Source organism: Janthinobacterium sp. J1-1 (genome assembly GCF_030944405.1).
Taxonomy (GTDB): Bacteria; Pseudomonadota; Gammaproteobacteria; order Burkholderiales; family Burkholderiaceae_D; genus Janthinobacterium.
The window spans coordinates 5,424,985-5,450,153 of the sequence record NZ_CP132339.1 but is presented as its reverse complement, the minus strand read 5'-3'; the positions used below and the strand labels follow the sequence as shown (position 1 = coordinate 5,450,153).

Genomic DNA, 25,169 nt, shown 5'->3' with positions numbered 1-25,169 from the left:
GATGGCGGCGGCTACCCTCAAGGCTGCGCCGAATCCATGGCGCGACAACCTGGCGCCGTGGGCCTTGCCGGTGGCGCTGCTGCTGGGCTGGCAACTGGCTTCGCAGCTGGGCTGGCTGTCCAGCCGCATCCTGCCCGAACCGTGGGCGGTGGCAAAGGCCTTCTGGACCCTGGCGGAGTCGGGCGAGCTGTGGCTGCACCTGAAAACCAGTTTGTGGCGGGCCACGGTCGGTTTTGGCGTGGGCGCCGGCCTGGGCTTGCTGCTGGGGCTATTGACGGGCAGCTTCCGCCATGCCGAAACCCTGCTCGACACCACCTTGCAGATGGTGCGCAATATCCCGGCGCTGGCCCTGATTCCGCTGGTGATTCTATGGTTCGGCATCGACGAAACGGCCAAGCTGTTTTTGCTGGCGGTCGGCGTGTTCTTTCCCGTTTATTTGAACACCTTCCACGGCATCCGCTCGGCCGACCAGGGCCTGATCGAAATGGCCAGGAGCTATGGCCTGTCCGGCTGGCCCCTGTACCGCGACGTGATCCTGCCGGCCGCCATGCCATCGATTTTGGTCGGCGTGCGCTTTTCGCTGGGCCTGGTGTGGGTGCTCCTGATCGTCGCCGAGACCATTTCGGCGCAGGCCGGTATCGGCTACATGACCATGAATGCGCGTGAGTTCCTGCAAACGGACGTCGTACTGGTCGGCATCCTGCTGTACGCCTTGCTGGGCAAATTTGCCGACCTGTTCTCGCGCCGGCTCGAACGCCACTGCCTGCGCTGGAACCCTGCCTACCGATAAGAGAAGGAATCATCATGCTGCTAGCCCCGATCCAGATTGAAACGGATTTGTTTTCCCATTTCGCACAGGATGACTCTGCGACGCCTGCGAAAGCGAAGCTGGCGCCCCGTCCTGCCAGTGAACGCAGTGGCGTGCCGCTGGCCTTGATCAACCTGAGCAAGACCTACACCACGCGGCCGGTACTGAAAAACGTCGACCTGAAGCTGGAAGCCGGTGAATTCGTCGCCATCGTCGGGCGCAGTGGCTGCGGCAAGAGCACCTTGCTGCGCTCGATCGCCGGCCTGGAAAGCATCGACGAAGGATCGATCACGGTCGGCTCGGGCAAGCTTGAACCCGATATCCGCATCATGTTCCAGGAAGCGCGGCTGCTGCCGTGGAAGACGGTGCTGGAAAACGTGGCGCTGGGCCTGCCGCGTGGCGTGGGGGCTGCCGCGGCGTCGTTGTGGACGGTAGGCCTGGCGGAGCGGGCCGACGAGTGGCCGGCGGCCCTGTCGGGCGGCCAGAAACAGCGCGTGGCGCTGGCGCGCGCCCTCGTGCACGAACCGCAGCTGCTGCTGCTCGACGAGCCGCTGGGGGCGCTCGATGCCTTGACGCGCATCGAGATGCAGCAGCTGATCGAGTCGCTGTGGCTGGCGCGCGGTTTCACGGCCGTGCTGGTCACGCATGACGTGGCCGAAGCGGTGGCGCTGGCCGACAGGGTGCTGCTGATCGAGGACGGCCAGATCACGCTCGACGTGCAGGTCGACCTGCCGCGTCCGCGCCAGCGCGGCAGCGCGGCGTTCGCGGCGCTGGAGCAGACTATTCTTGGGCGCGTATTGCGGCCGGCGGCAGCGGCGACTGCGCCAGCACGATAAAGCCTTCTTCGTCGATGGTGGCCAGCATCGCTTCATAGCTGGCGATGCTGGGGTGGCGCGTGGCCAGCGGATGGGCGTGCGTGGCCGTGATCACCATCACCTTGGCGCCGGCCGCTTCACCGGCTTCGATGCCGACCGAGGCGTCTTCGAACACCAGGCAGTCGGCGGGCGACACGCCCAGTTTTTCCGCCGCCAGCAGGTAGCAGTCCGGCTTTGGCTTGCCGGCCTTGACGTCTTCGGCCGTCACCATCACGGCGGGCACCGGCATGCCGGCCGCCTTTAATCGCGCCACGGCCAGCGCGCGCGGCGCCGAGGTGACGATGGCCCACTGCGCGGGCGGCAGCGATTGCAAAAAGCGCTGCGCGCCGGTGATTTCAATAATCCCTTCCACATCGATGATCTCGGCATCCGTGATGCCCTGCGCTTCCTGGCGCGGATCGAGGCCGGGCAGGGCCAGCTTGGCGATGGTGTCGACCGAGCGCGCGCCGTGGATGGTGGGTAAAAAGGTCGCCACGTCCAGGCCCTGGCGCTTGGCCCACAGGCCCCAGATACGTTCGGCGGCGGCGATCGAATTGATCACCGTGCCGTCCATGTCGAACAGAAAAGCGCGATAGCGGCCATGCTTGTTTGTGACGGCAGCGGAGGTTGATGCGGGAACGGCGGACATGGCTTCCTTCCAAAAGTAGGGTGGAAGCCATTGTAACGGCAGTGCGTTTTTATTTCAGGTAGACGGACTCATAGCGGGCCACCGGCGCACCATCCTTGAGCAGTATCAACTGCTCGCCTTCGATGCGAAAGCCGGTCACGCTGTTCAGATGCGCCAGCACGGCGCTTTCCAGCTGCATCGCGGGCGGTGGGCACATCATGCGTGTGCCGCCCAGTTGCGTAAAGCGCAGCACATCGGCGGCCACCGTGTAGCCGCCCATCACGCGGTTGCAGCCCGTGAAACCACTGACCTTGCCATCGTCGCTCAAGGTGATGCGCACCTCGCGCTCCTGTTCCGGCGTCATCGCGACGCGGGCGCCATGGAGTTCCACCAGCTTCCAGTAGGTATTCGTCAAGGAAGCCGTCGATGCGACAGGGGCGGTACTGGCGCAGCCGGCGGCCAGGCTGATGGCGACGGCAAGCGGCAGCAGCCGGGCAAATTTGAAAACGGGGAACATGGACCTTCCTTCTGTCAGATAGTGGAGAGGTCAGCCTAACAAGAAACGAGGATGTTCAGCGCCGGTTTGACGGAGCGGAACTTGAAGTGCCTTTTACACCTTCTGAGATATAGAACAAATAGATAAATTTCCGATCTAACACCTATGTCTTTGCGAAAACCAATAAGTTTCTCCTTGTCTCCTTGTCTCCTTGTCTCCTTGTTATTAATTGCTAATATATTATTTTAAAAATAAAAATGGCCGAAATGTTCATGCTCTAATTTGAAAAACTGCGCAAGTCAGTGTCGATTTTTTTGTACTTCGGCGATGGAAAATTTCGTTAATGGCGTTGCCTGAGAATTGTCAGCCAACTTTAAGTGGTAGTCTTACAGTTTAGTAAAAATAATTGATTGAAACATGGGTTATTTTTATTTTTAAACTGGAATAGTTGTTAAATGGATTTAATAATGGAAAAAATATTTGATCCGAATAAAAGTTTGATTAATCTTGGGGTGGTTAGATTAAGTATTGCCATGATATTTATAGCGGCTATTTTTTCTTTTTTTGTGGTTATAAACGGCCAGAATATGATATTTAGGCTGGATTATGTTGGTCTGAAGTTTGCGATTGAGTATTTCGGCGTACCAATATCAATATGCGCATTGTCCATCCCTGTTGTCGCTTTGTTGGCGACAAATCATCGGTCAGAGCAAACAAGAGAGCAAATACGAACAGCTTCTATCCAGAATACATTCGCGAATTACCATAAGCATATGGAGGAGTTTGAAAAATATCTAATACGAACACATGAAAGAATTCAAAATCTTGCTGATTTAAATAAGGTGGGAAACGGGCCGATTGAAACTGCTAATTTCCTCATGCGAAGGTCATTGCTAAATTTCTCTTTTGTTGACTCCCACTGTTATCGTCAACTTTATATTAAAATATATCGTGATTCGGTAAGGGGAGATTATTCAATATCATCAAATTTTTTGAATAAAATTGAATTATTCATAAGATTTTTTTTCAAAGAACTAGATATTATTGGATTGGGCGACATCGATAGTCGCCACACCGCATTAATTAAAATTAATGCTGAGATCGAAAAATTTGTTAAAAGTAATTTTTTGCATGTTTCTAGTCATGTAAATCTTCAATCAATGAGAGGGCTAGCCAACTTGATGAAAGAGATCATTGCAATTGTTGATATTGTTTTGAAATATGATCCGTATTACAATCCTAGCGTTTGGGTTGATAAAATATTACGAACTAATTTTGATGTTTTACCAAATGAAAAATTTGAGAAATTTGAAAATTGCAAATACATTAATATTAGGGAAATGCTTAATTTGCATGAATCAGCATTCAGATAATATTTAATTTGAATTTTGAATTTGAGGCGAACTGATTGTTAAATTGAAAGAATTCCATGTTGTCTCCATCTCCATTTCCATTTTTTTAGTGGGCGGAAAATTACATATGGAAATTTAAATTTTGAAATATATTAATTTATATTTTTAGTGGATTTTTTAAAAATTTCATAGAAAATTCAGGAGCAAGTATATTTGATATTAGGACCGATTGACGATGTGAGCGCATGAGTATAGACGCTGGCATCAGTAGGTGAATGTAGACGAAATCAACTCTTATAAGCGAGTCTGTAGAGCAGTATACGCGCTTCAGTCAACCCAAGCCAAGCTGCCGAGACATTGAGTTTGCGGTCGCGGTGCATCACCATGTGACGCAAGCGTTCAGTCCACGCATGGGGCCTTTCGACGACCCAACGCATGGGAAGGGCCATAAACCCGCCATTTATATCTGGGGTATGCTCAGGGGTGATCTTGTGATCGTGCAGCGTTCCGGTCGTGCCATTGGCTGGATGACGAACCACTTCAACGCGAATAAGGTGCGCCTAGTCGATGGCATAAGCACATTTTCCGCCATCGGCATTGTCCGTATAGAGCTTTTCGAGGCGAGGGCTTTTGCTGCACGCTTGCGTCACCACGGCTGCCGCCGCATCCTGGTCTTGTACGCTGACCGCAGTTACGTACACTGCGATGATCAGCGCCATTATATCGACCACGAGATGACACTTGGGTCCTTTGACTTACCTGCATCAAATCCGCTTTCGCCACCTTACGGCGAGATACGGGTGGACTGTGCATCACTTAATGCCACGCTTGGCGTACTTGCTCGTCCCATACGTGCACGCCATTGTTCGCGCAGCCGGTCTTGTATCTGTTCGAGTACACCACCTGCGCCAACCCAGCGCGAAAACGCCTTGTAGACCGCCTGCCAGGGTGGAAACGTCTCGGGTAGTAGCCGCCATGCGCAACCGTGCGTAGCACGTAAGAACACGCATTAACGAAATCGCGGCGGCTGTAACGCACGGGCGTGCCTCGCTGTCCCTGCGTACGCTCGAACAGGTCAGCAACGAGCTCCCATTCAGCATCTGTCAGGTTGGTGCTGTATGGCAAGATGGCCTCGCGTCTGTGGGCTGCCGTGTAGCCATACCGCTTGGTGGCCTCGGCGCACACCGCGCCCGTACGGCATAGTGGCTTGAGCCGTGCGACGCCTAACGCGCGTAGGGCTCTACGAATCGTTGCTGCGCACACGCGCAGACCGCAGCGGTAATGCAGCTCGTCGGCGATTTCCTGCAAGCTGGCCTGGGCACGCCCCATGACGATTTCGTGCAAAAACTGCGATATGCTCACGCTTCAACGCTGGTGGTCTGCCTCCGGCGCTGCTTGAATAGAAGGACGGTTATCCAATGCATGTGATCATGCAGCTTTACGTCCGTTAATGGCCGGTAATACGTTCAACCCCCAATGACAGCTTCACTTCTTGGCCGTCGGCGCTGCGGCCTTTTCCAGCGCCACCTGGTAATCGGTCTTTTCGTAGCCGGCAAAATGCTTGTTGGTCACGTCCAGGAAGGCGCGCGAGCGGTAGGCCGCTTCCAGGTCTTTTACCCAGGGCTTGCCCTTGTCGGCGGTGCGGATCGCCACCAGGTTGATATAGCTGTCCGAGATTTTCTCGGCCACCAGGGCGCTGGTCAGCTTGATGCCGGCCGCCTGGGCGAAGTTGCCGTTGATAAAGGCAAAGTCGGTGTCGGCCAGCGCGCGCGGCAGCTGCGCCGCTTCCAGTGGCACCAGTTTGAGTTTCTTCGGATTGGCGGCCACGTCGCGTTCGGACGCGCGCAGCGGGTCGACGTTCGGTTTCAGCTTGATCCAGCCCATCTTGTCGAGCACCACCAGCGCGCGCGCCTGGTTGGTCGGGTCGTTCGGCATGGCGATGGTGGCGCCATCCTTGATCTCGGTCAGTGCCTTGTGCTTGCTGCTGTACATGGCGATGGGGATGGTCGGCACGGTGATCAGCGGCGTGATGGCCAGCTTGTTATCGGTGGCGAACTTGGTGAGATAAACGATGTGCTGGAACACATTGGCGTCCAGCGAGCCTTCGGCCAGCGCGTAGTTCGGCTGCACGTAGTCGTTGAATTCGACGATCTTGACTTTATAGCCCTGCTTTTCCAGGATGGGCTTGATGCCGATCTTCAGCTGGTCGCCGTACGGGCCGGCGCTGGTGCCGATGACGATTTCCTTCGGGTCTTTGGCCTGGGCCGAGAAGGCCAGGGCCAGGCCGACGGTGGCGGCCAGCAGGTTGCGGCGGATGATGTTCATGAGTGTCCTTTGATTCAATATGGATTAACGTTTGTCGAGGCGCTTGGCGATGCGGGTGCCGGCGAACTGGATGATCTGCACCAGCACGATCAGGATGGCGACGGTGACGACCATGATGTCGGTCTCGAAGCGGTAATAGCCGTAGCGGATGGCCAGGTCGCCGATGCCGCCGCCGCCCACCACGCCGGCCACGGCCGAATACGACAGGAAACTGATCGACAGCACGGTCAGGGCCAGCACCAGGCCGGAGCGCGCTTCGACCAGCAGCACGCGCACGATGATCTGCATTTCCGACGCGCCCATGGCGTGCGCCGCTTCGATCACGCCGCGCGGCACTTCGCGCAAATTCTGCTCCACCAGGCGCGCCAGGTAGGGAATCGCGGCGAACGACAGTGGCACGGCGGCGGCCAGCGGGCCGATCGAGGTGCCGGCGATCACGCGCGTAAATGGCGTCAGGGCGACCAGCAAAATAATGAAGGGGAAGGAGCGCACGGTGTTGACCAGCCAGCCGAGGATCATCGACAGCGGGCGGTTTTCCAGCGACTGGTTTTCCGACACCAGGAACAGCAGCACGCCCAGCGGGCCGCCGATCAGGATGGCGGCGGTCAGGCCTATGCCCAGCATGGTCATGGTCTGGCCGAGGGCGACCCAGATTTCCGGCAGCAGGGCGATGACGTTATTGATCGATTCTTCAAACATGGCTTGCATCCTTCCAGGCGGTCGCGCCAAACGCTTCGGTGCCGTAATAGGCCAGTTCGCGGCCCAGCGCCGTCTTGCGCAGGGTGGCGGTGTCGGCGAGTTCGAACTGTTCGGCAATCGCGCCGTTTTCCACCACCGCCACGCGGTTGCAGATGGCGCCCAGCACTGACAGTTCATGGCTGACGAACACGATGGTCACGCCCAGGCGGGCATTGATGTCGCGCAGGGTGTCCAGCAGCGCGCGCGTGGTTTCCGCGTCCAGCGCCGAGGTCGGTTCGTCGCACAGCAGCACGTCGGGATGGCTGGCCAGCGCACGGGCAATCGCCACGCGCTGTTTCTGGCCGCCCGACAATTGCGCCGGATAGCTGTGCTGCTTGTCGGACAGGCCGACCAGCGCCAGGCATTCCTCGACGCGGGCGGCGATCTGCTCGCCCTTGGTGGTGCCGTGGATTTTCAGGGGGAAGGCGACATTGTCGAACACGGTGGCGTTTTGCAGCAGGTTGAACTGCTGGAAGATCATGCCGATATTCTGGCGCGCGTCGCGCAGTTCGCTTTTCGACAGGCTGGTCAGTTCGCGGCCGGCCACGGTGATGGTGCCGCTGTCCGGGCGTTCGAGCAGGTTGATCAGGCGCAGCAGGGTCGACTTGCCGGCGCCGCTCTTGCCGATCAGGCCGAAGATATCGCCAGGATAGACGTCCAGGCTGACATCCTTGACCGCATGGAATTGTTGGCCCTTGGGCAGCGCGAAGGTCTTGTTCGCGCCTTCGATGCGGATCACCGGCGGGCGGGATGGTGTGGTCATGCAGATTCCTTTTATTATTGGCGCGTCGCGGCGCTGGCAGTGCCCGTGCGGTGGCGGCGGATAGCCGCCATGCGACGTCGGTTGCGTAGTATACCCGATCGCGTTATTACTCTAACGACAGAATCTTGCTTTGGATATGCAAATAATGTCTATGGCGGCGTTTCAGACGGCAAAAAGTGGATCGCCAGCTTCTTTGCCGAATAAAATTCAGGTCGCGAAACCGGGCTGGCTGTTTGCCGAGGGAATATTCGCCGGCGGGGAGAATGCGGCGATGCGGCTTGCATGCCGCATGACGGTGCTGGAAGGAACTTAATGTCCGCTGGCTGGCGGCGCCGGGGCAGATTCTGCCACTGCCTGCGGCGCAGCAGTTGGCGCCGGGCCTTCCGGACGGCGCAGCAGGTAAATCAATACGGCGATTTCCATCGCGCCAACCATGGCGATCACCCACCAGGGCGGATGGCCCAGGCACATGGCGACAAAGCCGATCGCCATGCCGAGGCAGGCCATGGCCTTGCCGCGGCGCGAGACGGCGCGGTGCTGGCGCCACTGGCGCAAGGGGTGGCCGAAGCGCGGGTGGTTCAACAGCCAGTGTTCGAGGCGCGGCGAGGCGCGGCTGAAGCAGGCCAGCGCCAGGATCAGGAAAATCGTGGTGGGCATCACGGGCAGCATGGCACCGATAATCCCCAGCGCCACCATCAGCATGCCGGCCGCCGTCCAGGCCCAGCGGCGCAGGCGCGCGCCATGCGCTTCGCGCACGGCCAGCGGCGCTATCGGCGATGGGCCCGCATCGCTCATCGGCCCAGCGCCTCGACGTGGCCGTGCATGCGCATGAAGGCGGCGCGCGCGCCATCGATCAGGCGTGCCTCGCCCGCGATGTCCAGCGGCGCCGAGTCCAGCACGGCGGTGAAATCGCGCCAGTGGCGCGCACGGCCGTCCGGGTGGCCGGCCAGGTGGCGCGCGCCGAAGTGTTCATCGAGGCCGATCTTGCCCGCCAGCTTATAGAGCACGGCGGCGCCCAGTTTCGAGCCTTCGCTGACATACAGCCAGCCCAGGGCGGTTGCCAGGTCCAGCTGGGCGTCGAACGGCGGCGTGGCCGAATCGGCCGGCAGGGCGGTGTCCAGGTCGCGCAGGTCGGCGGCGATGCTGGCGTAGCGGCGGCGCTGTTCCAGGTCCGGCAGCAGGGCAGCCAGGCCGGCATGGTCGTACAGGGCGTCGACATCGCGCAGGAAGGCATATTGCGCCTGCAGGAAGCGTGCATAGTTTTGCTGGTTGTCGAACGGCGCACTGGCCATGATGCGTTTGTCGAGCACGTCGTGGGTGGCCGAGGTATCGGCCTTCAGGCGCGCGCTGCGCGGCAGGGCCTGGCCCGGGGTGGCGCTCAAGGTGGTGGAGTCAAGAATGGCTGCGGTCATGTGGTCGGCTCGCTTTACGTCTGTCTATTATGGATGATACGGCCCGGCGCTGCAGTGCGGGTGGCAGGCAGCGATCGTCACGCTGGTGGCGCGTCAAAAGGCAGGGATGATAGCAAGCGCAGAGAATAATAACAAGAATCATTCTCATCTAAATTGCTGGAGTTTTTCAGCAGTGTGCTGAATAATCGTCAACAGAAGGCGCTGTGGGGAGAACTTTGTCGGTACTATCGATTTTTTCGATGCTAACTAGGTAAATTTTCCGTTTTACATCGATCTTCGTGCGATGCATAATCGTTGCATCAGAAGCCACACCAGCCAGCCGGATTGCACTATGTGCATGCGCGCTGCTTGCGGTTTTACCTTAATCCACAACCTTCAGGAATTGATCATGAAAAAACTGCTCGCCTTTATCGCCGCCGCCGGCTTCTCGCTGTCCGCTTTCGCCGCGCCGGAAGTGTATGTCATCGATGGCAGCCACACCTTCCCGCGTTTTGAATACAGCCACATGGGTTTCTCGACCCAGCAAAGCCGTTTCAATAACACCACCGGCAAGATCACCCTGGACCGCGCCGCCAAGACCGGTTCTGTCGAAGTGCTGATCGACACCAAATCGGTGGACACCGGCTCGACCCTGTTCAACTCGCACATCCAGGGCGAAGACTTCCTCGACACCGCCAAGTTCCCGGTCGCCACCTACAAGTCGACCAAGTTCAACTTCAGCGGCGACAAGCTGGCCACCGTCGAAGGCAACCTGACCCTGAAAGGCGTGACCAAGCCAGTCACCCTGACCGTGACCTCGTTCAACTGCGCACCGCACCCGATGCTGAAAAAAGACGCCTGCGGCGCCAACGCCACGGCCCAGATCAAGCGCTCGGAATTCAACGCCGGCAAATATGCGCCAGCCGTCAGCGATGAAGTGACCCTGACGTTTGCGATCGAATCGGTCAAAGAGTAATTGTCTTGAATTGAAAAAATGGCGGCGGGCCGATTGCCCGCCGCCATTTTTTTTGTCCGTCGTTCAGGCCGTCACGACAAGTGATGCACCTGCTGCTGCCCGTACACGGGCGTGTCCAGTCCTTCCATCCGCGCTTTCAGCTGCAGCGACAGATACTGCGAATAATGGCGCGACTGGTGCAGGTTACCGCCATGGAACCACAGCGCCTGCTGTTGCGTCGGCTTCCACATATTGCGCTGTTCGCCTTCCCATGGGCCGGGGTCCTTGGTGGTGGCCGACCCCAGTCCCCACACTTTGCCCACCTTGTTGGCGACCTCGGGCGAGATCAGGTCGGCCGCCCAGCCGTTCATCGAACCATAGCCGGTGGCGTACACCACCAGGTCGGCGGGCAGTTCGGTGCCGTCGCTCAGCACCACCGAGTGTTCTTTCAGCTCGGCCACGCCGACGCCGCTTTTCAGCTTGATCTTGCCTTCGGCCACCAGCTCGGAGGCGCCCACGTCGATGTAGTAGCCGGAGCCGCGCCGCAGGTATTTCATGAACAGGCCCGAGTCGTCGTCGCCGAAATCGAGCATGAAGCCTTTTTCTTCCAGCCGCGCGTAAAAATCCGCATCGCGTTCGCGGATCGCCTTGAACACGGGGATCTGGAAGTCGGCCAGGATTTTATAGGGGATCGAGGCAAAGGTCAGGTCGGCTTTCGCCGTCGTCATGCCGGCCGCCAGCGCCCGTTCGGAATACAGGTCACCCAGCGCCAGGTCCATCAGCGAATCGGATTTCACGATATGCGTCGACGAGCGCTGCACCATGGTCACGTCCACCCCCGCTTCCCACAGCGCGGCGCAGATATCGTGCGCGGAATTGTTGGCGCCGATGACCACCACTTTCTTGCCGACATAGGCGTCCGGTCCAGGGTGTTGCGACGAATGCTGCTGCTCGCCCTGGAACACGTCCATGCCCTTGAACTTGGGCATATTGGCCTTGCCCGACATGCCGGTGGCCAGCACCAGCTGCTTCGGCGTCAAGGTGACGTTCTGGCCATCGCGCACCACCTTCACCGTCCACTCGCCGCTCGCCTCGTCGAAGCTGGCCGACTCGCAGCTGGTCGAACCCCAGTAGTTCAGTTCCATCACCTTGGTGTACATTTCCAGCCAGTCGCCGACCTTGTCCTTCGGCGTGAAGACGGGCCAGTTGTCGGGGAACGGAATGTACGGCATATGGTCGTACCAGACCGGGTCGTGCAGGCACAGGGACTTGTAGCGCTTGCGCCAGCTGTCGCCGGGGCGGGCATTCTTTTCGATGATTATCGTCGGCACGTTCAACTGCCGCAGCCGCGCGCCGAGCGCGATGCCGCCCTGGCCGCCGCCGATGATCACGCAATACGGCTGGCGTTCGTAGCCCAGTTCGGCCGCTTCGCGCTCGCGCTGCTCCAGCCAGCTGGTGCGGTTGGTGTGCGCGCCATGTTCCGCGCCCATCGGCCGGCGCCCGTTTTTGGCTTCCTCATGGCCCTTCAGTTCGCTCATGGTGGTGAGCAGGGTCCAGATCTGGCCGTCGCGGATGCGGATAAAGCCCACGCCGCGCGCCACCTTGGTGTCCACCGTGATCCAGCACTGCGTGACGCCGCCGGCCTCCGACGCCTGTTCGCCGTCGGCGATGCGGATGGTCACCGGCTGGACAGCGCCCAGTTGGGCATGCAGCATGGCGCCGATCTGCGCCCGGCCTTCCAGGGTTTTCAAATTCCATGTAAACAGCACCAGGTCGCGCCAGTAGCCGTCTTCTTCGAACAGCCGGGCCGCGGCGTCAACGTCCTGGGCGCGCAGGGCGCCTTCGAGCTGCTCCAGCATGGCGGCCACCGTGTGTTGATGGGTATCGTTGCTCATCGTGTCTCCTCATGTCGTGATGATGGAATGCGGTTTTGCAGCTTGCACTGCACCGCTGACGATGTTGTATCACGCACGATTCGAGGCCGCATTGCGCATTGCAGCACGCACGGCCATGAGACAAAAATCTCACCGGCCTGGCGTGTCTACTGCTTGTGTGGCGGCACGATCCGGAAGTGTTTCAGGCGCCGGTACAGGGTGGCGCGCGAGACGCCCAGCATGGCCGCCGCCGTCAATGGCCGCCATTTCGATGCCGTCATCGCCTGCACGATGCGCGTGCGTTCGGCCGCTTCCTCGTTTGTGTAGTCGGGATCCGGTGCTTGCTTAACGCTTTTGAGGCGGCTGCGCAGGGACGCTGTTTTCACCGGCGCGCGTACCCGCGCATGCAGCCATGTACCGGCGCCCACCAGGCGCAACGACATCAGGTTCTGGCCGGCGCGCGCATCGAACAGCCGTTCGGCGCGCACTTCCAGTACTTCGTTCACCGGCCGGGGCAGGGCGCCGAGACCCGCGATGACTTGCCGCGCGCAGCGGTTGGCCGCCACCACGTCGCCGTGTTCGTCGATGGCCAGCAGCATTTCCGGCTGCACTTCGACAAAATGGCGGTTGCGGTGCGCCAGCACGATGCAGCAATGGCTGTACGATTTCAGGAAAAAGCCGTCTTCGATCACGGTCGCGCTTTGCCGCACCAGCTGCTTGACCAGGCGCTGGCTGTCGCGCGCGTCGGGCGAGGCCAGGGCGGACGCGTCGAGCACGCCGATCAACTCGCCGTGCGGTGAAAAGATCGGCGCGGCGCTGCAGGTCAGGCTGGTGAACGCGGCGCGGAAATGGTCGGTCTTGTGCACCGTGATCGCTTCGCGGTCCAGCAGCACCGAGGCGATGCCGCAAGTGCCTTCCTCGTTCTCGGACCAGCACGAGCCCGGATACAGGCCCGCCTTCTTGAAATGCTTGCGCTGTTCCTGGTCGACCACGTAATCGATGGTCACGCCGTGCGCATTGGCCAGGATCACGCAGTAGCCCGCTTCGCGCACCATGGCGTGCAGGCGCGGCAGGCACTGGCCGGTCGAGCGCAAAAAACCTTCTTCGGCTTGCTGGATCGCGCGCAGCTCGCCGCTGGTCAAGATGCGCGGGCCGGTGGTGGAGGCCGGATCGAGCCGGTAGTCGTCGAGCGAGCGGCGGTAGGACGAGGCCAGGCGCGCCACATCATCGCCGGGATTGAGCCGGCGGCCGGCGATCAGGTCGTGCACCCGCTCGAGATGACTGGTCTGGCGCACATAGGGCATGGCGGTCTCCTTTTGGCTTTCTTTTTTATACGCCGGTTGTAGCACGAAGTGGCGTGCGGCGCATTCTGCGGCGCAGCATGGGATGTCAAGATGCGGGTCAAGGGTGCGCTGCTTCTGAGCACTATTGCAATACTATATTCTTGTCGTTACCAACTATTAATCAAGAAGCAAGCTTCGGAAAGACAGGAACACCATGAACGTCGACGACCACGCCGCACCGCCGCCGCCGCCAAGGCTGAGTTTGGGAAAACGCCTGCTCTGGCCCTTCGTGCAAGTGGGCCATGCCTTCAAGCTGACGGGCACGCATTTGCTGCACCATATTATCGGCGCGACCCTGATCGCCTCCGTGATGCTGATGCTGGAAGGTTTTCATGTGCTCGAATGGCTCGACGCCGCCATGCTGCGCGCCAGCGCCGAACACGGACAGATCGTGCGCGAACGCACCGACCAGGGTGCGCAGTACCGGCCCGGCATTATCGAGATCGACCAGCCCGCGTTCGAGCAAGTATTCGACGAGCGCGAACCTTTGGAACGATCGCGCCTGGAGCAGCTGATCGCCAGCGCGGCCGCGCGCGGCAGCAAGGTGCTGGCCATCGACCTGGACCTGGCACCGGCCGTGTATGAGCAGCACAAGGCAGGCGAACGCCCGCTCGACCGCCTGCTCGATCAACTCGCCCAAGGCGGCCAGCAATTGGTGCTGATCCTGCCCGAACAGTCGGACCAGAACGCCAACCTGCCATGGATACGCGAACGCTGCGCCGCCGGCCTGCATTTCGCCAGCGCCCGCATCCGCGAGCGCATGGGCGCCGTCACGCGCATCGAAGTGAAAAGCCCGGTGCTGGCCGCCGTCGCCTTCGAGCTGGCGCACGGCGTCAAGGAGCAGGAACAACAACAGCCGATTCCGGCCGTGCTGTCCGAGCAAAAGGAAGTGGTGGCCCTGGCCGACCGCGTATGCCAGCTGGCCACGCGCACCAGCAGTGAAAAGGAGCTTGCCCGCTGGGCGTTCGAGCCGGTGATCCATGGCGACGCCAAGGATGCCAAGGAACAGAACGCCGTCACCGCGCCCTTCCACCCGACCGCCGTGGCGCCGGAATTCCTCGACCCCACGCGCACGCGCGTCAAACTGATCGATGGCAAGGCCGGCGTGGACGACAAGGCCCTGCGCAAGAACGTGGTGTATATCGGCAGCACCTATGACGTGCGCGACCGCTATACCACGGCCGAAGGCGAACAGGCCAGCCTGCACCTGCATGCGGCGTCGCACACCTCGCTGGGCATCGGCACGGCCGACGTCAACAAATATGCTGTATTTGCTGGCGATATCGTGCTGGGCATCCTGCTTGGTTGCCTGTTCGGCGGCCTGTGGACCTTGTATGGCCGCGCCGAACTGGCGATCGACAAGCGCATGGAAGACCATGACATCGGCAAGCTGCACCAGATGGGTACCCTGGCCGAGTTCTACGGCATCCGCCTGATCCTGGCCGTGGTGTGGGCCTCGCCCGTGCTGATCGGCGTGCTGGCCGTCTACCTGTCGCACGGCTTGCTGGAGCAGGGCTGGTGGGTCAATCCCGGCCCGTTAATTGTTGGCATGTTCCTGCACGCCATGTCGCTGCGCGACGAAGCGCACCACCCGCACGAAGAAGTGCCGGGCCTGAACGTGTGGGCCCAATTGCGCCGCACGCATCCTGGCATCGTGCTGGTGCAGGCGCCGCTGGCGGTGGTGTTGTTTATCATCGCCGTGATCTAGCGCAAGGCGGGAGGCGCCGGCGAGATTACACTGATCGCCCCTGTCCACATCGCCGGAGGATGCCATGCTGAACGGAGGATGTTTGTGCGGAAATATCCGCTACGCAGCGGGCGCCGGCGCCTTTCACCAGAGCGCCTGCCACTGTTCCATCTGCCGCCGCGCTTCGGGCGCGCCGTTTGTCGCCTGGTTCAGCGTGCCGCGCGCCAACTTTCGCTGGCTGCAGGGCCAGCCCGCGACCTATGTTTCGAGCCAGCACGGCCAGCGCAGTTTTTGTGCGCGTTGCGGCACCCAGCTGATGTTCGAAGACGACCGTTATCCGGATGAAGTCGACCTGACCACCTGCAGCCTGGACGAACCGGGGCGGTTTCCGCCGCAGAGCCATATTTATACGGCGACGCAGGTGGAGTGGGTCAGGCTGGGGGATGGGTTGCCGAGGTATGCGGGGTCGCGCGACGAGAGTAGCCCAAAATGAGTCGCTACGATTCATTGATGGAGCAGTGATCGAGGATGGCGTGACCTGAGCGATGCCGCATGGCGGTGCAATACAAATTGCGCTACACTGGTCGCATCATCAAATTGATCAAGGGAGGGCTCAATGAGCGCCAAACCAGATATCAAGCCTGCCTCTGCGGTGACCGTTATCCGGCCACCAGGTACGCCGGAAGACCAGAAGCGATTACGCGCTGAAGCGCTGCGGGCGGCCGAGGGCATGTGGAAAAACCGTAACGATATTCCGCTGGACGGGGTCGCATATCAGGAGCAGATCAGGAGCGAATAGCTTGATTCTCTTCGATACGAATATCTTCATCGATATGCTGGGTGGTTGCCACCAGGCTTCCATCGAGCTTAATTCGTATGACGAACCTGCCATCAGCGCGATTACCTACATTGAGCTGCGGGCCGGAGAAATGGTACGTCCTCAGGATAAGCCAGCGCTTGATGCGGTGCTCAGTACCTTTGCGCTGCTCCCGATTGATTGGGAAATCACCGAGCAGTGCATTGCCATCAGGGGCAAGAGCCTGATCACCCCACCGAAAATCAAGCTGCCCGACGCCATCATAGGCGCGACTGCGGTGCGTTGGAATCTTGCGCTGGTCACTCGCAATCCCATCGATTTCATCTCGCTCGCGATCCCGGTCCATATACCATATGACTATGACAGCAAGGCAGGTGTCGTATCGAACGTGCAGCGGGCATATGGCAGTTCGACGGGGCCACTTTTTACGCTGCTCAAGTAAACCGACGTCACCGGTGAGGCCAACAAAGCTGTCAGATTACGGCCTTTGGCATCAGTTGCCCCACCTCGGCGGTTCCATCTGATTCGGGCTACGTGATATTACACAATCAACTTCAGGCCCGGCGGCAGCCTGGTGCCGGCCTCGTCGAGGTTCGCCACCTCGCGCATCATAATCACCTACGTTTTTTTCAGTTCAGCGTTAGCAACCGGCCCAGTTACTCTGCCGCTGTGTTTGCATCGACAACCTCGTGTGTACTGCAGTGGAAAGGCGGACGCGCGCGCAGTTGATGTTTGAAGATAAGCGGTATTCGGAAGAAGTTGACCTGACTATTTGCTGGCTGTACCTTCTTCTTGAAATTCACATTTCTCAAGAAATTTATTTTCTTATTAGTAATCTATTTTATAATTATAATTTTTATAATTACAGGGTGAAAATTGATGCAATTTCTGAAGAAAATAGCCGGGCTGGCTGGCTTCTGTATTCTGACCGCTTGCGGTGGTGGCGGTGGCAGTGATACACCAGCCCCTGCGGTACCCGTTGCAGCAGCACCACTTATCAATGCCAGGCCAAATGCAAACCCTGGCGCAGACCAGCAGGTTTTCGTGGGGGATTTGGTAAAGCTTGATGGCGGCGCCAGTTCGGATGGGAATGGGGATGTCTTAACGTACAAGTGGAGGCTTGTCTCATGGCCTGTTGCCAGTGTCGCTGCCTTGGCATCCAATAACAAGGTTCAGTCCACATTTACTGCCGATGTCGCTGGCGTTTATACAGTTGAACTGGTTGTGAATGATGGGAAAATTGATGGTTTGCCAGAAAATATTAATATCTTGGCAGAGTCAAGAAATTCAAGTTCAAGTCTTGGCCTGCTTGCGAATGGCGGACCCAATCAGAATGTCTCAGTCGGAGCGTCTGTAAGCCTGGACGGTGGTCTGAGTTCAGATGCTAAAAGGCGTATAATTACTTATAATTGGACTTTAATCGCCAAGCCTGCCAATAGTACGGCACTTCTGATAGATCCGGCGGCAAAAAAAACTAAATTCGTTGCAGATGTGGCAGGATTGTATGGGATATCATTTTTTATAAATGCAGGAAATGAAAAAAGCTTGCCGGTCAATATTTTTGTTACCGCTTCATCCAGCGTAGTTGGAATTAATTTCCCACCGGTTGCAAATGCAGGCTCGGATCAGGCAGCACTGACAGGCACGGTCATCGCACTTGATGGAGGGCTGAGTACGGATGCAAATGGCGATTCCTTGTCTTATTTGTGGAACCTGCAGTCCAAGCCTGTATTGAGTATGACCGTACTTACGACGCCAACAAATAAAACATCAAAATTCACTGCAGATGTTGCAGGTATTTATGAACTTGCGCTCGTTGTTAATGATGGAAAATCAAATAGCAAAACCGATGTCATCAACGTGGTAGTGCGGCCGCGCGGGGTGGTTGATATTGTTGATACAGGTAAGTATAAATGTTCCAATATAAGCAAGGAGCAAGCTTTGTCACTATTCGCGCAAGGACACACCTATCTTGATAGGGATCATGATGGAAGGCCATGCGAAACAAATGATATTTTGAATGAATACGCAATTGCGCCAATTGCGCCGAGTACACCTAATACTGCTGGAAATAAATGCTATGTTTCAGGGTATTTTAGAAAAAATGGAACTTACGTGAAAGGCTATACCCGTAGTTGTTAAGTCATAAGATTGATGCTGGCTAATCGATACCGTGGCTCTTTTATGCTATAAACAGATCCGTTTTTGGTTTTTGGTATCGATGGTATCAGTAACTGAAACAGTGTTGTCAGTCAGTAATCGCCCGCAACCGTGCCAGCGCATCGTCGACCACATACTCAGGCGCGGTTTCGATGCGCTTTGCGCCGCGCGCTTCCAGGTCCAGCATGCGGATCTGGTTGATCAGGGCCACGCCCTGGGTTTGAGTGCCGGAACCGCTCAACGGCGTGGCGAAGCCTGCATGGCGGGCAAAGTCGCCGCCCTGTGTAATCGGCGCGACGAGGACCAGGCCCAGCGCATTGAAGACACTGGTCGACAGCACAATCGCCGGGCGTGCCGTACCGCGTTGCTCGCGGCCTTCGCTTGGCTCAAGATTGACCATGACGATGTCGCCCCGGCCAAATCTGGTTCGCTTTACCACGACTCGCGTCCCACGGGTTTCGGGGCGCTCCATGCCGCCATGTCTGCCGGTTCTGGGGCGGTGCCATCACACTGTGCGACCAGCTCGGCCAGCGAAAATACGGGGCGCTTGGCTTTCAGGAAGACGCCGTCCGGTCGGACATCGACGTCCAGTTTGTCTCCCAGCGATACCTTCAGCATGCCCAATAGTTCGGTGGGCAAGCGTACGGCTGCGCTGTTGCCCCATTTTTGTATCGATAGCTCCATCATGCCTCCCATGTCTCTACATTGTAGATCCACATGGTAGCATCTTCAATGACTTTGCCATGGCTTCACGCCAGCAGCTTCAAGCCCGGCGGCAGCGCTTCGCCCAAGATGCGGCGGGTAGCAGCTTCGTCCAGCTGCACCACTTCGCGCACCATGGCGACCCAGGTCTCCGGCGCACCGATGCCTTTCAGGCGGGCGATAATCGTGGCGCGCTGGGCGTCGGCGATATCGCGCGAGCGGTCGCCGGTCATGCGCGCGATATGGGCGCTGGCAAAGGCGGCCGCTTCAGTTTTTTTCCAGTCCAGCGCCAATAGCCGCTCCAGCCATTGCGACGCCGTTTCAGCATCCACCACTTCATGCGCGCTGCCGTGGAAGGGCTGGCGCGCGCCGACGCGGGCCAGGGCCCACAGGGTGTGGGCGTCGCCGGCGTCCGTCCGGCCTCTGGCTTTTTCCAGCCGTTTCAATAACCAGGCGCCCACTTCGGCCTTGTAGCTGCCGGGGATGCGTTCCAGCGAGGCGCCCAGGCGCAGCATGTCATCAATGCTGCCGTTGACCAGGGTGACGGGTCGGCTGCTGCGCTGGCTGGCGTCGGCCTGCAGGTTGAAGGCGAAATCATCGAGCAATCGCAGTTGTTGGGTGGCGTCCAGGCCACCGGTGACGCGGCGCCACAGGGTCCACCATTCGGCGCAGACCTGGCTGTCCTTGTGGTGCTGCACGCCGCTGTCGAACATGGGCCACAGCTGCTCGATGCGCCACGGGTCGAGCGCGTCGCCGTAGCCGGGGCGCAAACACCAGCCGGCCAGGTTCAGCCACACGCGCTCATGGTCGGCGGAGCGGCGCCGTCCCCGGTTGCGCTGCAGCAGGGCGTCGAACAGCTGGCGCAGCAGGGTGGAATCCCAGCCTTCGCGCCCGCCCAGGCCCTGTTCCAGATGCTGGCGCAGCTGGCGCACTTCCTTCGGCGTCACTTTTTGCGCCTTGCCGCCAAAGATGCGCTCGATCTTGTCGACCGCCTCCTTGACGCGCGGCGCGACGGCCGATGCTCCCGCTTCCAGCTCTTCCTCGCCGCGCAGCTGGAACTCCAGCAGCCAGCGCAAGCCGGCCTGTTCCTCGGCCACGCAATGCACTTCCAGGGTGCCCACTTCCGTCATCACGGTGGCCAGCTGCACCGTGATTTCGCGCTTGTCGTTCGGATGGTCCGGGTCGTGCAGCACGCTGGCCAGCGGCGGCAGGCGCACGAAATCGCCGTCTTTCAAATCGACGATATCGCCCAGCTGCGGCGGCGTGCCCGTTTCGCCGGTCGAGGAGGCCAGGTGAAAGCGTACGGGCCGGCCCAGGCGCAGCGCAAAGCGGCGTTCGCTCAGGCGGATTTCCTCGCCGCTGTTTGCACCGCGCGGCAAAATGCAGACGGCGCGCTGCTCCTTGCCCTCGCCGAGCACCAGGAAATAGCTGCGCGGCGAGCCGCCGGCGATGCGCGGCGCCTGGCCACGGCGGGCCAGCGCATGGGCGACGGCGCCACGCGCGACGGCCACGTCGGGATTCTCGTTGTGCAGTACGGTCACTGGCGTACCGCGCCAGTGCTCCAAAGTGTCGGCCAGGCGCCGTGCCAGCGCGTCGGCGCGGAACACGCCGCCGTTCAGCAGCAGGGTGTCGGGCAGTTCGCCCTGGTGCTGCTGCAAAAAGCTGGCCAGATGGCGCGTGATGGCCGCGTCCTGTGCATACGGCAGGCCGAATTCGACGATGCCGGCGCGGCCCTTCCTGGCCGTGTCGGACGCTTGCACCAGCGGGAAAAAGCCGTCGACCACCATGCTGGCGACCTCCTCGCGCGTGAGCTCGACCGAGCGCGTGCCGCCAATCAGGCGCGAGCCTGAACCCAGCAGGGTGACGGTGGCTTTTTCAGGTGCATCCTGTGACAACAGCACTTCCTTGGCGGCGCGGCAGCGTTCCATTAGCTGCGACAATCGCGCCGCCGACAGCTTCATGCCGCCTTCGGCACCGGCAGCCATCCGCGTTTCCACCAGATGCGCCAGCGCCAGGTCCATATTGTCGCCGCCGAGTATCAGGTGGTTGCCGACGCCGCTGCGCGTAAATTGCGGCGCGTCTTTCTCATCGAACGCGACATCGATCAGGCTGAAGTCGGTGGTGCCGCCGCCCACATCGACCACCAGGATGCGGCGCGTGTGCGCCAGTTGCGTGTGCAGGTCGTCGCGGTGGCGGTGCAGGAAGTCTTGAAAGGCCGCCTGCGGTTCTTCCACCAGCTTGAGCGCGGGAAGGCCGGCAAGCTTCGCCGCCTCCAGGGTCAGCGCGCGGGCGCCTTCGTCGAACGAGGCGGGAATCGTCAGCACCAGTTCCTGGCGCGCCAGGGGAGCGTCGGGAAAGCGTGCATCCCAGGCGGCGCGCACATAGGCCAGGTAGCTGGCGCTGGCCGCCACCGGTGAAACCCGGGCGACATCGTCCGCGGCGCCCCAGGGCAGGATGGCTGCGTGGCGGTCGACCTGCGCATGCGACAGCCAGCTCTTGGCACTGGCCACCAGGCGGCCCGGCACTTGCCCGCCCAGCACGCGCGCCAGGGTGCCGGTGACGGCGTTGTTCACGCCGGCCACGTCCGGCGTCGACCAGGGCAGGCGCAATTCATCCTGTGCCAGCTCGCCATCGGCCGGGTGGTAGCGCAGCGAAGGCAGCAGGGCGCGCGGCCCCACTTCGCCCGGTGCCAGCAGCTGTTCGATGTCGAACAGCCTGATGCCGTCTGACGTATCGCTGGCGTCGGCATACGCCACCACCGTATTGGTGGTGCCCAGGTCGATGCCGACCAGGCAAGAAGCTGGAGCCTTGGCTTTGGCCATTTACTGGGCCGTGCCGCGCACGTCGAACTCCACCTTCCAGCGCTCGGCGCCGTCAGGGGAAACGGCCAGCAGCTCCAGGGTGCCCGCTTCCGTCACGCGCGCATGCAGTTTCACTTGCACCACGTCGCCGGCCTGGCGGTTTTCCGCCGACAGGGTGGCCTGGATCTCGCTCAGTTCCTGCAGTTCGTCCGGGGCCCAGAAGTCGAGCAGGTCGCCGATCTGGTCGTTGCGGCGGGTGGACGAGGCAAAGAAGCGGAAGTGCACGGGTTCGCCGACCACCAGGCCGAATTGCTGGCCCGGCAGTTCCAGCTCGCTGCCTTCTTCCATGCCGAACGGCGCCACGCACAGGGCCTGGATCGGCGGTTCCATGCCGGGGATGGCCGGCATCGCCGACTCGATCGCCACGTAAAAGGCGCTGGCCGTGCCGCCGCGAATGCGCACGCCATGGCCGCGCCGCACATAGCTGTAGTAGGCGGCACCGCGCGCCACCGCCAGGTCCAGGTCTGCGCCGGCCAGCATGCGCGCCGGTTCCGCGCCTTCCAGGTACAGCCAGTCGTTGACGGCGCCCATGATGCGCTGCACCAGCAGGTCGGACTTGAACACGCCGCCGTTGAACAGCACGGCGGTCGGGTGCAGGAAGCTGGCCTCGCTCGACTGGCGGCTTTCGAAGCCTTCCAGTTCGGCGGTGGCCGCCACTTGCCGGCCCAAAAACGCCGCCAGGTGACGCGTGATGGCGGCGTCCTGCGCATACGGCAGGCCCAGTTGCGTCAGGCCGGCGCGCGTGCGCACGGCAGGGCGGCTCGACGCTTCCACCTGCGGGAAGAAGCCGTCAAGAATAAAGGTCGACACTTCATCGCGCGTCAGTTCGGTGCGGATCGAGCCGCCGATCAGTTTCGAGCCGCGGCTCGGCACCACGATAGGCGCCGTATCGAGACCGCTGTCGGCCAGCAGGCTTTCCTTGGCGCTGCGGCAGCCGTAGGTCAGCGCGCGCATCTGCCAGGCATCGAGCTGGGTGCCGTTGGCGGCCAGCTTGCGCGCCACCAGATGGGCCAGCGCCAGGTCCATATTGTCGCCGCCGAGCAGGATATGTTCGCCGACGGCGACCCTGTGCGGTTCCAGCACGCCGTCGCGCTCGAGCACGGCGATCAGCGAAAAGTCGCTGGTGCCGCCGCCCACGTCGACGACCAGGATGATGTCGCCCGGTTTCACGTCCTTGCGCCAGCGGCCTTCGCTGGTCTGTATCCAGCTGTATAAAGCTGCTTGCGGCTCTTCCAGCAGGGTCAGGTTGCCGTAGCCGGCCGCTTGCGCCGCTTCCATCGTCAGTTCGCGCGCGGACGGATCGAAGGAGGCGGGGATGGTCACCGTGATTTCCTGCTGCGCAAACGGCGCTTCCGGATGCGCATGGTCCCAGGCCTGGCGCAAGTGCGTCAGGTAGCGCGTGGCGGCGGTGATCGGCGAGATGCGCGCCACTTCCGGCGGCGCGTCGTTCGGCAAGATCGCCGCGCGGCGATCGACGCCCGGGTGGCACAGCCAGCTTTTTGCGCTCGACACCAGGCGGATCGGCGTGGTGGCGCCACGGCTGCGGGCCATCTCGCCGGCCACGAAGGGCGCGTCGGCTTCTTCCGTTACCCAGGGCAGGGCCAGGTCACCGGGCGCCACTTCATCGGGGTGGGGCAGGTAGACAAACGACGGCAGCAGCGGCAGCTCTTCCAGGGTGCCGGGGGCGGACAGTTGCGGCACCGGCAGCACGCCGTGGACGGATTGCTCGCCGTCGCTCTGGCCCAGGTTCACATACGACAGGGCGCTGTGGGTGGTGCCCAGGTCGATGCCGATGGCGTAGAGCGCGCTCACAGTTCCACCTCGGCCGGCGCCAGGATGGCTGCGTCATGCTTGTCGTTCAGTTTCGGCAGGCGCACGGAAGCCGCGCGCCAGCCGCGGTGGCTCAAGGTACCCTTGAACGGAGCCGAGCCGACCACATTGCCGGTCAGGCGCACGCTGGCGGGATCAAAACCTTCCTGCAGCACGATGCGGCTGCCTTCGTTTTCCGCGCGCACGGGTTCGATGCTGAAGTACTCGCGCAGCACCTTGGCGCAGCCTTCGTGCACCACGCGGGCGGCCGCGCCGATATCGGCGTCGGCATGGCTGGCCAGGTTTTCCTGGGTAAAGTCGATCAGGCGCGCTTCGCGTTGCAGCAGGGCCAGCAGTTGCAGGGCAGCGTCCGGCGTGGCTTCCTTCAGGATCACGGGAGCGGCGGCGGGCGTTGGCACCGGTGCAGGCGCCGGTGCCGGAGCGACGGGCGCCATCTCGGGCAGGTTCAGCTTTTCCACGCGGGCGGCATAAGCGCCATCGGACAGGGTGCTGAAAAAGGCGCCAAAGGCCAGAGGGATGCGGCGCCAGAACGACGGATGATTGGGTGTGCTCATGATGGATGGTTTCTCTTATAGTATGGCGTCGGCGGCGCGCACGTGCGCGGGATCGCTTCGCGGTGTGTTGCAGGGCTGGGGCCGCCTGAGCGGCCAGCGTTTGCCCGCATGATACCAGTTAGCGGCGCTGGGCCAAAGCGGGCAGGTTCGTCAGCTTCGCCACCGCGTTGGTCATAATTTACGTTTGGCAATAGAATGCAGTCAATGATATATTAATAAAAAGGAAATCATGTCCCTGAAGCCAAGAATAATATTTGTTTTGATCGCAATGGTTATATTGGCCGGCTGCGGCAGGTCCTCGCAGATGGACGCCGTGGAGACGCGCATAGTCGAAGAAGGCAGAGAAGAGCAGCTGCTCGCTTACGAGCATAATATTGACGTGGGAACAAGCGAGGCACAGGTGGCTCCCCTGTATGAGAAAGTGATCGCCGCCTGCAAGGTCGACACCGCCAACGCCTGCCTGCTGCTGGACTCCAATATCATGACTGGGCGCGAAGTGCGGGCGCGCATCAATTTGCGTGCCAAGCCGGCCGGGATCAAGAAAATCGTGGCACTGGTTGGCAGCGCAGGCGAAGTAACGAGTCAAGGCACCAAGGTGCAAGACCTCGGCCGGCCCGTGCTCGACAGCCGCAAGCGCCTGGCCATGCTGAAGCAGTATCAGACCCAGTTGCAGGAGCTGGAACAGCGCTCGGCGAAAGATGTCGATGCCCTCATCAAAGTCACCAAGGAACTGGCCACCGTGCAGACGGAACTGGAGCAGGTGACGGCCGCCAATGCGCTATTAATGCAGCGCATCGACACTGACCTGCTGACGATTTCAATCAGCTCGGAAGGGCGGCAATCGTTCTGGTCGCCCGTCAAGCGCTCGCTGGGCAACTTTACGGAAAACCTGTCCGAAGGCGCTGCCAACGGCATCACGGCGCTGGCTTACACGTTGCCATGGCTGCTGGCGTTTGCCATCGTGTTCCCGCTGGGCCGCAAGGGATGGCGCCGCTTGCGTGGTAGCCGGCGTCAGGGTTAAAAGGGGGCAC

General features: G+C 60.5%; 26 protein-coding genes and 1 pseudogene. 11 read left to right on the top strand and 16 right to left on the bottom strand.

Features of this window, described 5'->3' with window-relative positions; genetic code table 11:
- Position 1: 1 nt before the first annotated feature.
- Both ssuC and Q8L25_RS24960 read left to right on the top strand, forming a co-directional pair.
- The gene (gene ssuC / locus Q8L25_RS24965; RefSeq protein WP_308921962.1) at positions 2–790 is read left to right on the top strand and encodes an aliphatic sulfonate ABC transporter permease SsuC; all 789 of its coding nucleotides are present in this window, start codon (positions 2–4) and stop codon (positions 788–790) included.
- Positions 791–804: 14 nt separating this feature from the next.
- Positions 805–1,644: an ATP-binding cassette domain-containing protein gene (locus Q8L25_RS24960; RefSeq protein ID WP_308921961.1), complete on the top strand. Its 840-nt coding sequence runs from the start codon at positions 805–807 to the stop codon at positions 1,642–1,644.
- Here Q8L25_RS24960 and Q8L25_RS24955 read toward each other — a convergent pair.
- Together Q8L25_RS24955 and Q8L25_RS24950 are read right to left on the bottom strand one after the other, a co-directional pair.
- Positions 1,589–2,311 carry an HAD-IA family hydrolase gene (locus Q8L25_RS24955; RefSeq protein ID WP_308921960.1) on the bottom strand — a complete coding sequence of 241 codons (723 nt, stop codon included), beginning with the start codon at positions 2,309–2,311 and terminating at the stop codon, positions 1,589–1,591. The two genes, Q8L25_RS24960 and Q8L25_RS24955, sit on opposite strands and share 56 nt — an antisense overlap.
- Before the next feature lie 49 nt (positions 2,312–2,360).
- Positions 2,361–2,807, bottom strand: a complete 447-nt coding sequence (locus Q8L25_RS24950; protein WP_308921959.1) for an META domain-containing protein — start codon at positions 2,805–2,807, stop codon at positions 2,361–2,363.
- 446 nt (positions 2,808–3,253) lie between these two features.
- Between Q8L25_RS24950 and Q8L25_RS24945 the strand changes: the two genes are divergently transcribed.
- Positions 3,254–4,159 (top strand): hypothetical protein, encoded by a 906-nt coding sequence (locus tag Q8L25_RS24945; protein ID WP_308921958.1) that lies wholly within the window; start codon positions 3,254–3,256, stop codon positions 4,157–4,159.
- A gap of 539 nt (positions 4,160–4,698) precedes the next feature.
- Here Q8L25_RS24945 and Q8L25_RS24940 read toward each other — a convergent pair.
- The 5 genes and pseudogenes from Q8L25_RS24940 to Q8L25_RS24925 all read right to left on the bottom strand — a co-directional run bounded on the left by Q8L25_RS24940 (position 4,699) and on the right by Q8L25_RS24925 (position 7,964).
- Positions 4,699–4,857, bottom strand: coding sequence for a hypothetical protein (locus Q8L25_RS24940; RefSeq protein WP_308921957.1), 159 nt, complete (start codon positions 4,855–4,857; stop codon positions 4,699–4,701).
- 65 nt (positions 4,858–4,922) lie between these two features.
- A pseudogene (locus tag Q8L25_RS31775) lies at positions 4,923–5,467 on the bottom strand (transposase).
- Positions 5,468–5,623: 156 nt separating this feature from the next.
- Positions 5,624–6,463: a MetQ/NlpA family ABC transporter substrate-binding protein gene (locus Q8L25_RS24935; RefSeq protein ID WP_308921956.1), complete on the bottom strand. Its 840-nt coding sequence runs from the start codon at positions 6,461–6,463 to the stop codon at positions 5,624–5,626.
- 24 nt (positions 6,464–6,487) lie between these two features.
- Complete coding sequence (locus tag Q8L25_RS24930; protein WP_308921955.1) at positions 6,488–7,162, bottom strand: methionine ABC transporter permease; 675 nt, start codon at positions 7,160–7,162, stop codon at positions 6,488–6,490.
- Positions 7,155–7,964: a methionine ABC transporter ATP-binding protein gene (locus Q8L25_RS24925; RefSeq protein WP_308921954.1), complete on the bottom strand. Its 810-nt coding sequence runs from the start codon at positions 7,962–7,964 to the stop codon at positions 7,155–7,157. Before Q8L25_RS24925 ends, Q8L25_RS24930 begins: the two co-directional genes overlap by 8 nt.
- A gap of 130 nt (positions 7,965–8,094) precedes the next feature.
- Here Q8L25_RS24925 and Q8L25_RS24920 point away from each other — a divergent pair, with 130 nt between their 5' ends.
- Positions 8,095–8,277, top strand: coding sequence for a hypothetical protein (locus tag Q8L25_RS24920; protein WP_308921953.1), 183 nt, complete (start codon positions 8,095–8,097; stop codon positions 8,275–8,277).
- Here Q8L25_RS24920 and Q8L25_RS24915 read toward each other — a convergent pair.
- Positions 8,274–8,759, bottom strand: a complete 486-nt coding sequence (locus Q8L25_RS24915) for a YbaN family protein (RefSeq protein WP_374694200.1) — start codon at positions 8,757–8,759, stop codon at positions 8,274–8,276. The two genes, Q8L25_RS24920 and Q8L25_RS24915, sit on opposite strands and share 4 nt — an antisense overlap.
- Positions 8,756–9,376, bottom strand: a complete 621-nt coding sequence (locus tag Q8L25_RS24910; RefSeq protein ID WP_308921952.1) for a biliverdin-producing heme oxygenase — start codon at positions 9,374–9,376, stop codon at positions 8,756–8,758. The genes Q8L25_RS24915 and Q8L25_RS24910 overlap by 4 nt, the downstream gene beginning before the upstream one ends.
- A gap of 388 nt (positions 9,377–9,764) precedes the next feature.
- On the opposite strand from Q8L25_RS24910, the gene Q8L25_RS24905 reads away from it, so the two are divergent.
- Complete coding sequence (locus Q8L25_RS24905; protein WP_308921951.1) at positions 9,765–10,331, top strand: YceI family protein; 567 nt, start codon at positions 9,765–9,767, stop codon at positions 10,329–10,331.
- 71 nt (positions 10,332–10,402) lie between these two features.
- Here Q8L25_RS24905 and Q8L25_RS24900 read toward each other — a convergent pair whose 3' ends face one another.
- Together Q8L25_RS24900 and Q8L25_RS24895 are read right to left on the bottom strand one after the other, a co-directional pair.
- On the bottom strand, positions 10,403–12,205 hold the full coding sequence (locus Q8L25_RS24900) for an NAD(P)/FAD-dependent oxidoreductase (protein WP_308921950.1): 1,803 nt from the start codon (positions 12,203–12,205) through the stop codon (positions 10,403–10,405).
- Between the two features lie 146 nt (positions 12,206–12,351).
- Entirely contained in the window at positions 12,352–13,488 is a 1,137-nt protein-coding gene (locus tag Q8L25_RS24895) for a GAF domain-containing protein (protein WP_308921949.1), read from the bottom strand.
- A 193-nt stretch (positions 13,489–13,681) separates the two neighbouring features.
- Here Q8L25_RS24895 and Q8L25_RS24890 point away from each other — a divergent pair, with 193 nt between their 5' ends.
- The 5 genes from Q8L25_RS24890 (at position 13,682) to Q8L25_RS24870 (ending at position 18,173) form a co-directional block, all read left to right on the top strand.
- Complete coding sequence (locus Q8L25_RS24890; RefSeq protein WP_308921948.1) at positions 13,682–15,235, top strand: CHASE2 domain-containing protein; 1,554 nt, start codon at positions 13,682–13,684, stop codon at positions 15,233–15,235.
- 64 nt (positions 15,236–15,299) lie between these two features.
- Positions 15,300–15,707 carry a GFA family protein gene (locus Q8L25_RS24885; protein ID WP_308921947.1) on the top strand — a complete coding sequence of 136 codons (408 nt, stop codon included), beginning with the start codon at positions 15,300–15,302 and terminating at the stop codon, positions 15,705–15,707.
- A gap of 123 nt (positions 15,708–15,830) precedes the next feature.
- Positions 15,831–16,013, top strand: a complete 183-nt coding sequence (locus tag Q8L25_RS24880; protein WP_308921946.1) for a hypothetical protein — start codon at positions 15,831–15,833, stop codon at positions 16,011–16,013.
- A gap of 1 nt (position 16,014) precedes the next feature.
- Positions 16,015–16,473 (top strand): PIN domain-containing protein, encoded by a 459-nt coding sequence (locus Q8L25_RS24875; RefSeq protein ID WP_308921945.1) that lies wholly within the window; start codon positions 16,015–16,017, stop codon positions 16,471–16,473.
- A 437-nt stretch (positions 16,474–16,910) separates the two neighbouring features.
- A complete protein-coding gene (locus Q8L25_RS24870) occupies positions 16,911–18,173 on the top strand; it encodes a PKD domain-containing protein (protein WP_308921944.1) in 1,263 nt (420 codons plus the stop codon).
- A 106-nt stretch (positions 18,174–18,279) separates the two neighbouring features.
- Here the strand turns inward: Q8L25_RS24870 and Q8L25_RS24865 are convergent, their stop codons facing one another.
- The 5 genes from Q8L25_RS24865 to Q8L25_RS24845 form a co-directional block, all read right to left on the bottom strand.
- Positions 18,280–18,630 (bottom strand): type II toxin-antitoxin system ChpB family toxin, encoded by a 351-nt coding sequence (locus tag Q8L25_RS24865; protein WP_308921943.1) that lies wholly within the window; start codon positions 18,628–18,630, stop codon positions 18,280–18,282.
- On the bottom strand, positions 18,624–18,875 hold the full coding sequence (locus Q8L25_RS24860; RefSeq protein ID WP_308925800.1) for an AbrB/MazE/SpoVT family DNA-binding domain-containing protein: 252 nt from the start codon (positions 18,873–18,875) through the stop codon (positions 18,624–18,626). Before Q8L25_RS24860 ends, Q8L25_RS24865 begins: the two co-directional genes overlap by 7 nt.
- Positions 18,876–18,940: 65 nt before the next feature.
- A complete protein-coding gene (locus Q8L25_RS24855) occupies positions 18,941–21,715 on the bottom strand; it encodes an Hsp70 family protein (protein ID WP_308921942.1) in 2,775 nt (924 codons plus the stop codon).
- Entirely contained in the window at positions 21,716–23,566 is a 1,851-nt protein-coding gene (locus Q8L25_RS24850) for an Hsp70 family protein (RefSeq protein ID WP_308921941.1), read from the bottom strand. It lies immediately after the preceding gene.
- Positions 23,563–24,138 carry a DUF2760 domain-containing protein gene (locus Q8L25_RS24845; protein WP_308921940.1) on the bottom strand — a complete coding sequence of 192 codons (576 nt, stop codon included), beginning with the start codon at positions 24,136–24,138 and terminating at the stop codon, positions 23,563–23,565. The genes Q8L25_RS24850 and Q8L25_RS24845 overlap by 4 nt, the downstream gene beginning before the upstream one ends.
- 268 nt (positions 24,139–24,406) lie before the next feature.
- Here Q8L25_RS24845 and Q8L25_RS24840 point away from each other — a divergent pair, with 268 nt between their 5' ends.
- Positions 24,407–25,159, top strand: a complete 753-nt coding sequence (locus Q8L25_RS24840; RefSeq protein WP_308921939.1) for a DUF4349 domain-containing protein — start codon at positions 24,407–24,409, stop codon at positions 25,157–25,159.
- The last annotated feature ends 10 nt before the right edge of the window (positions 25,160–25,169 follow it).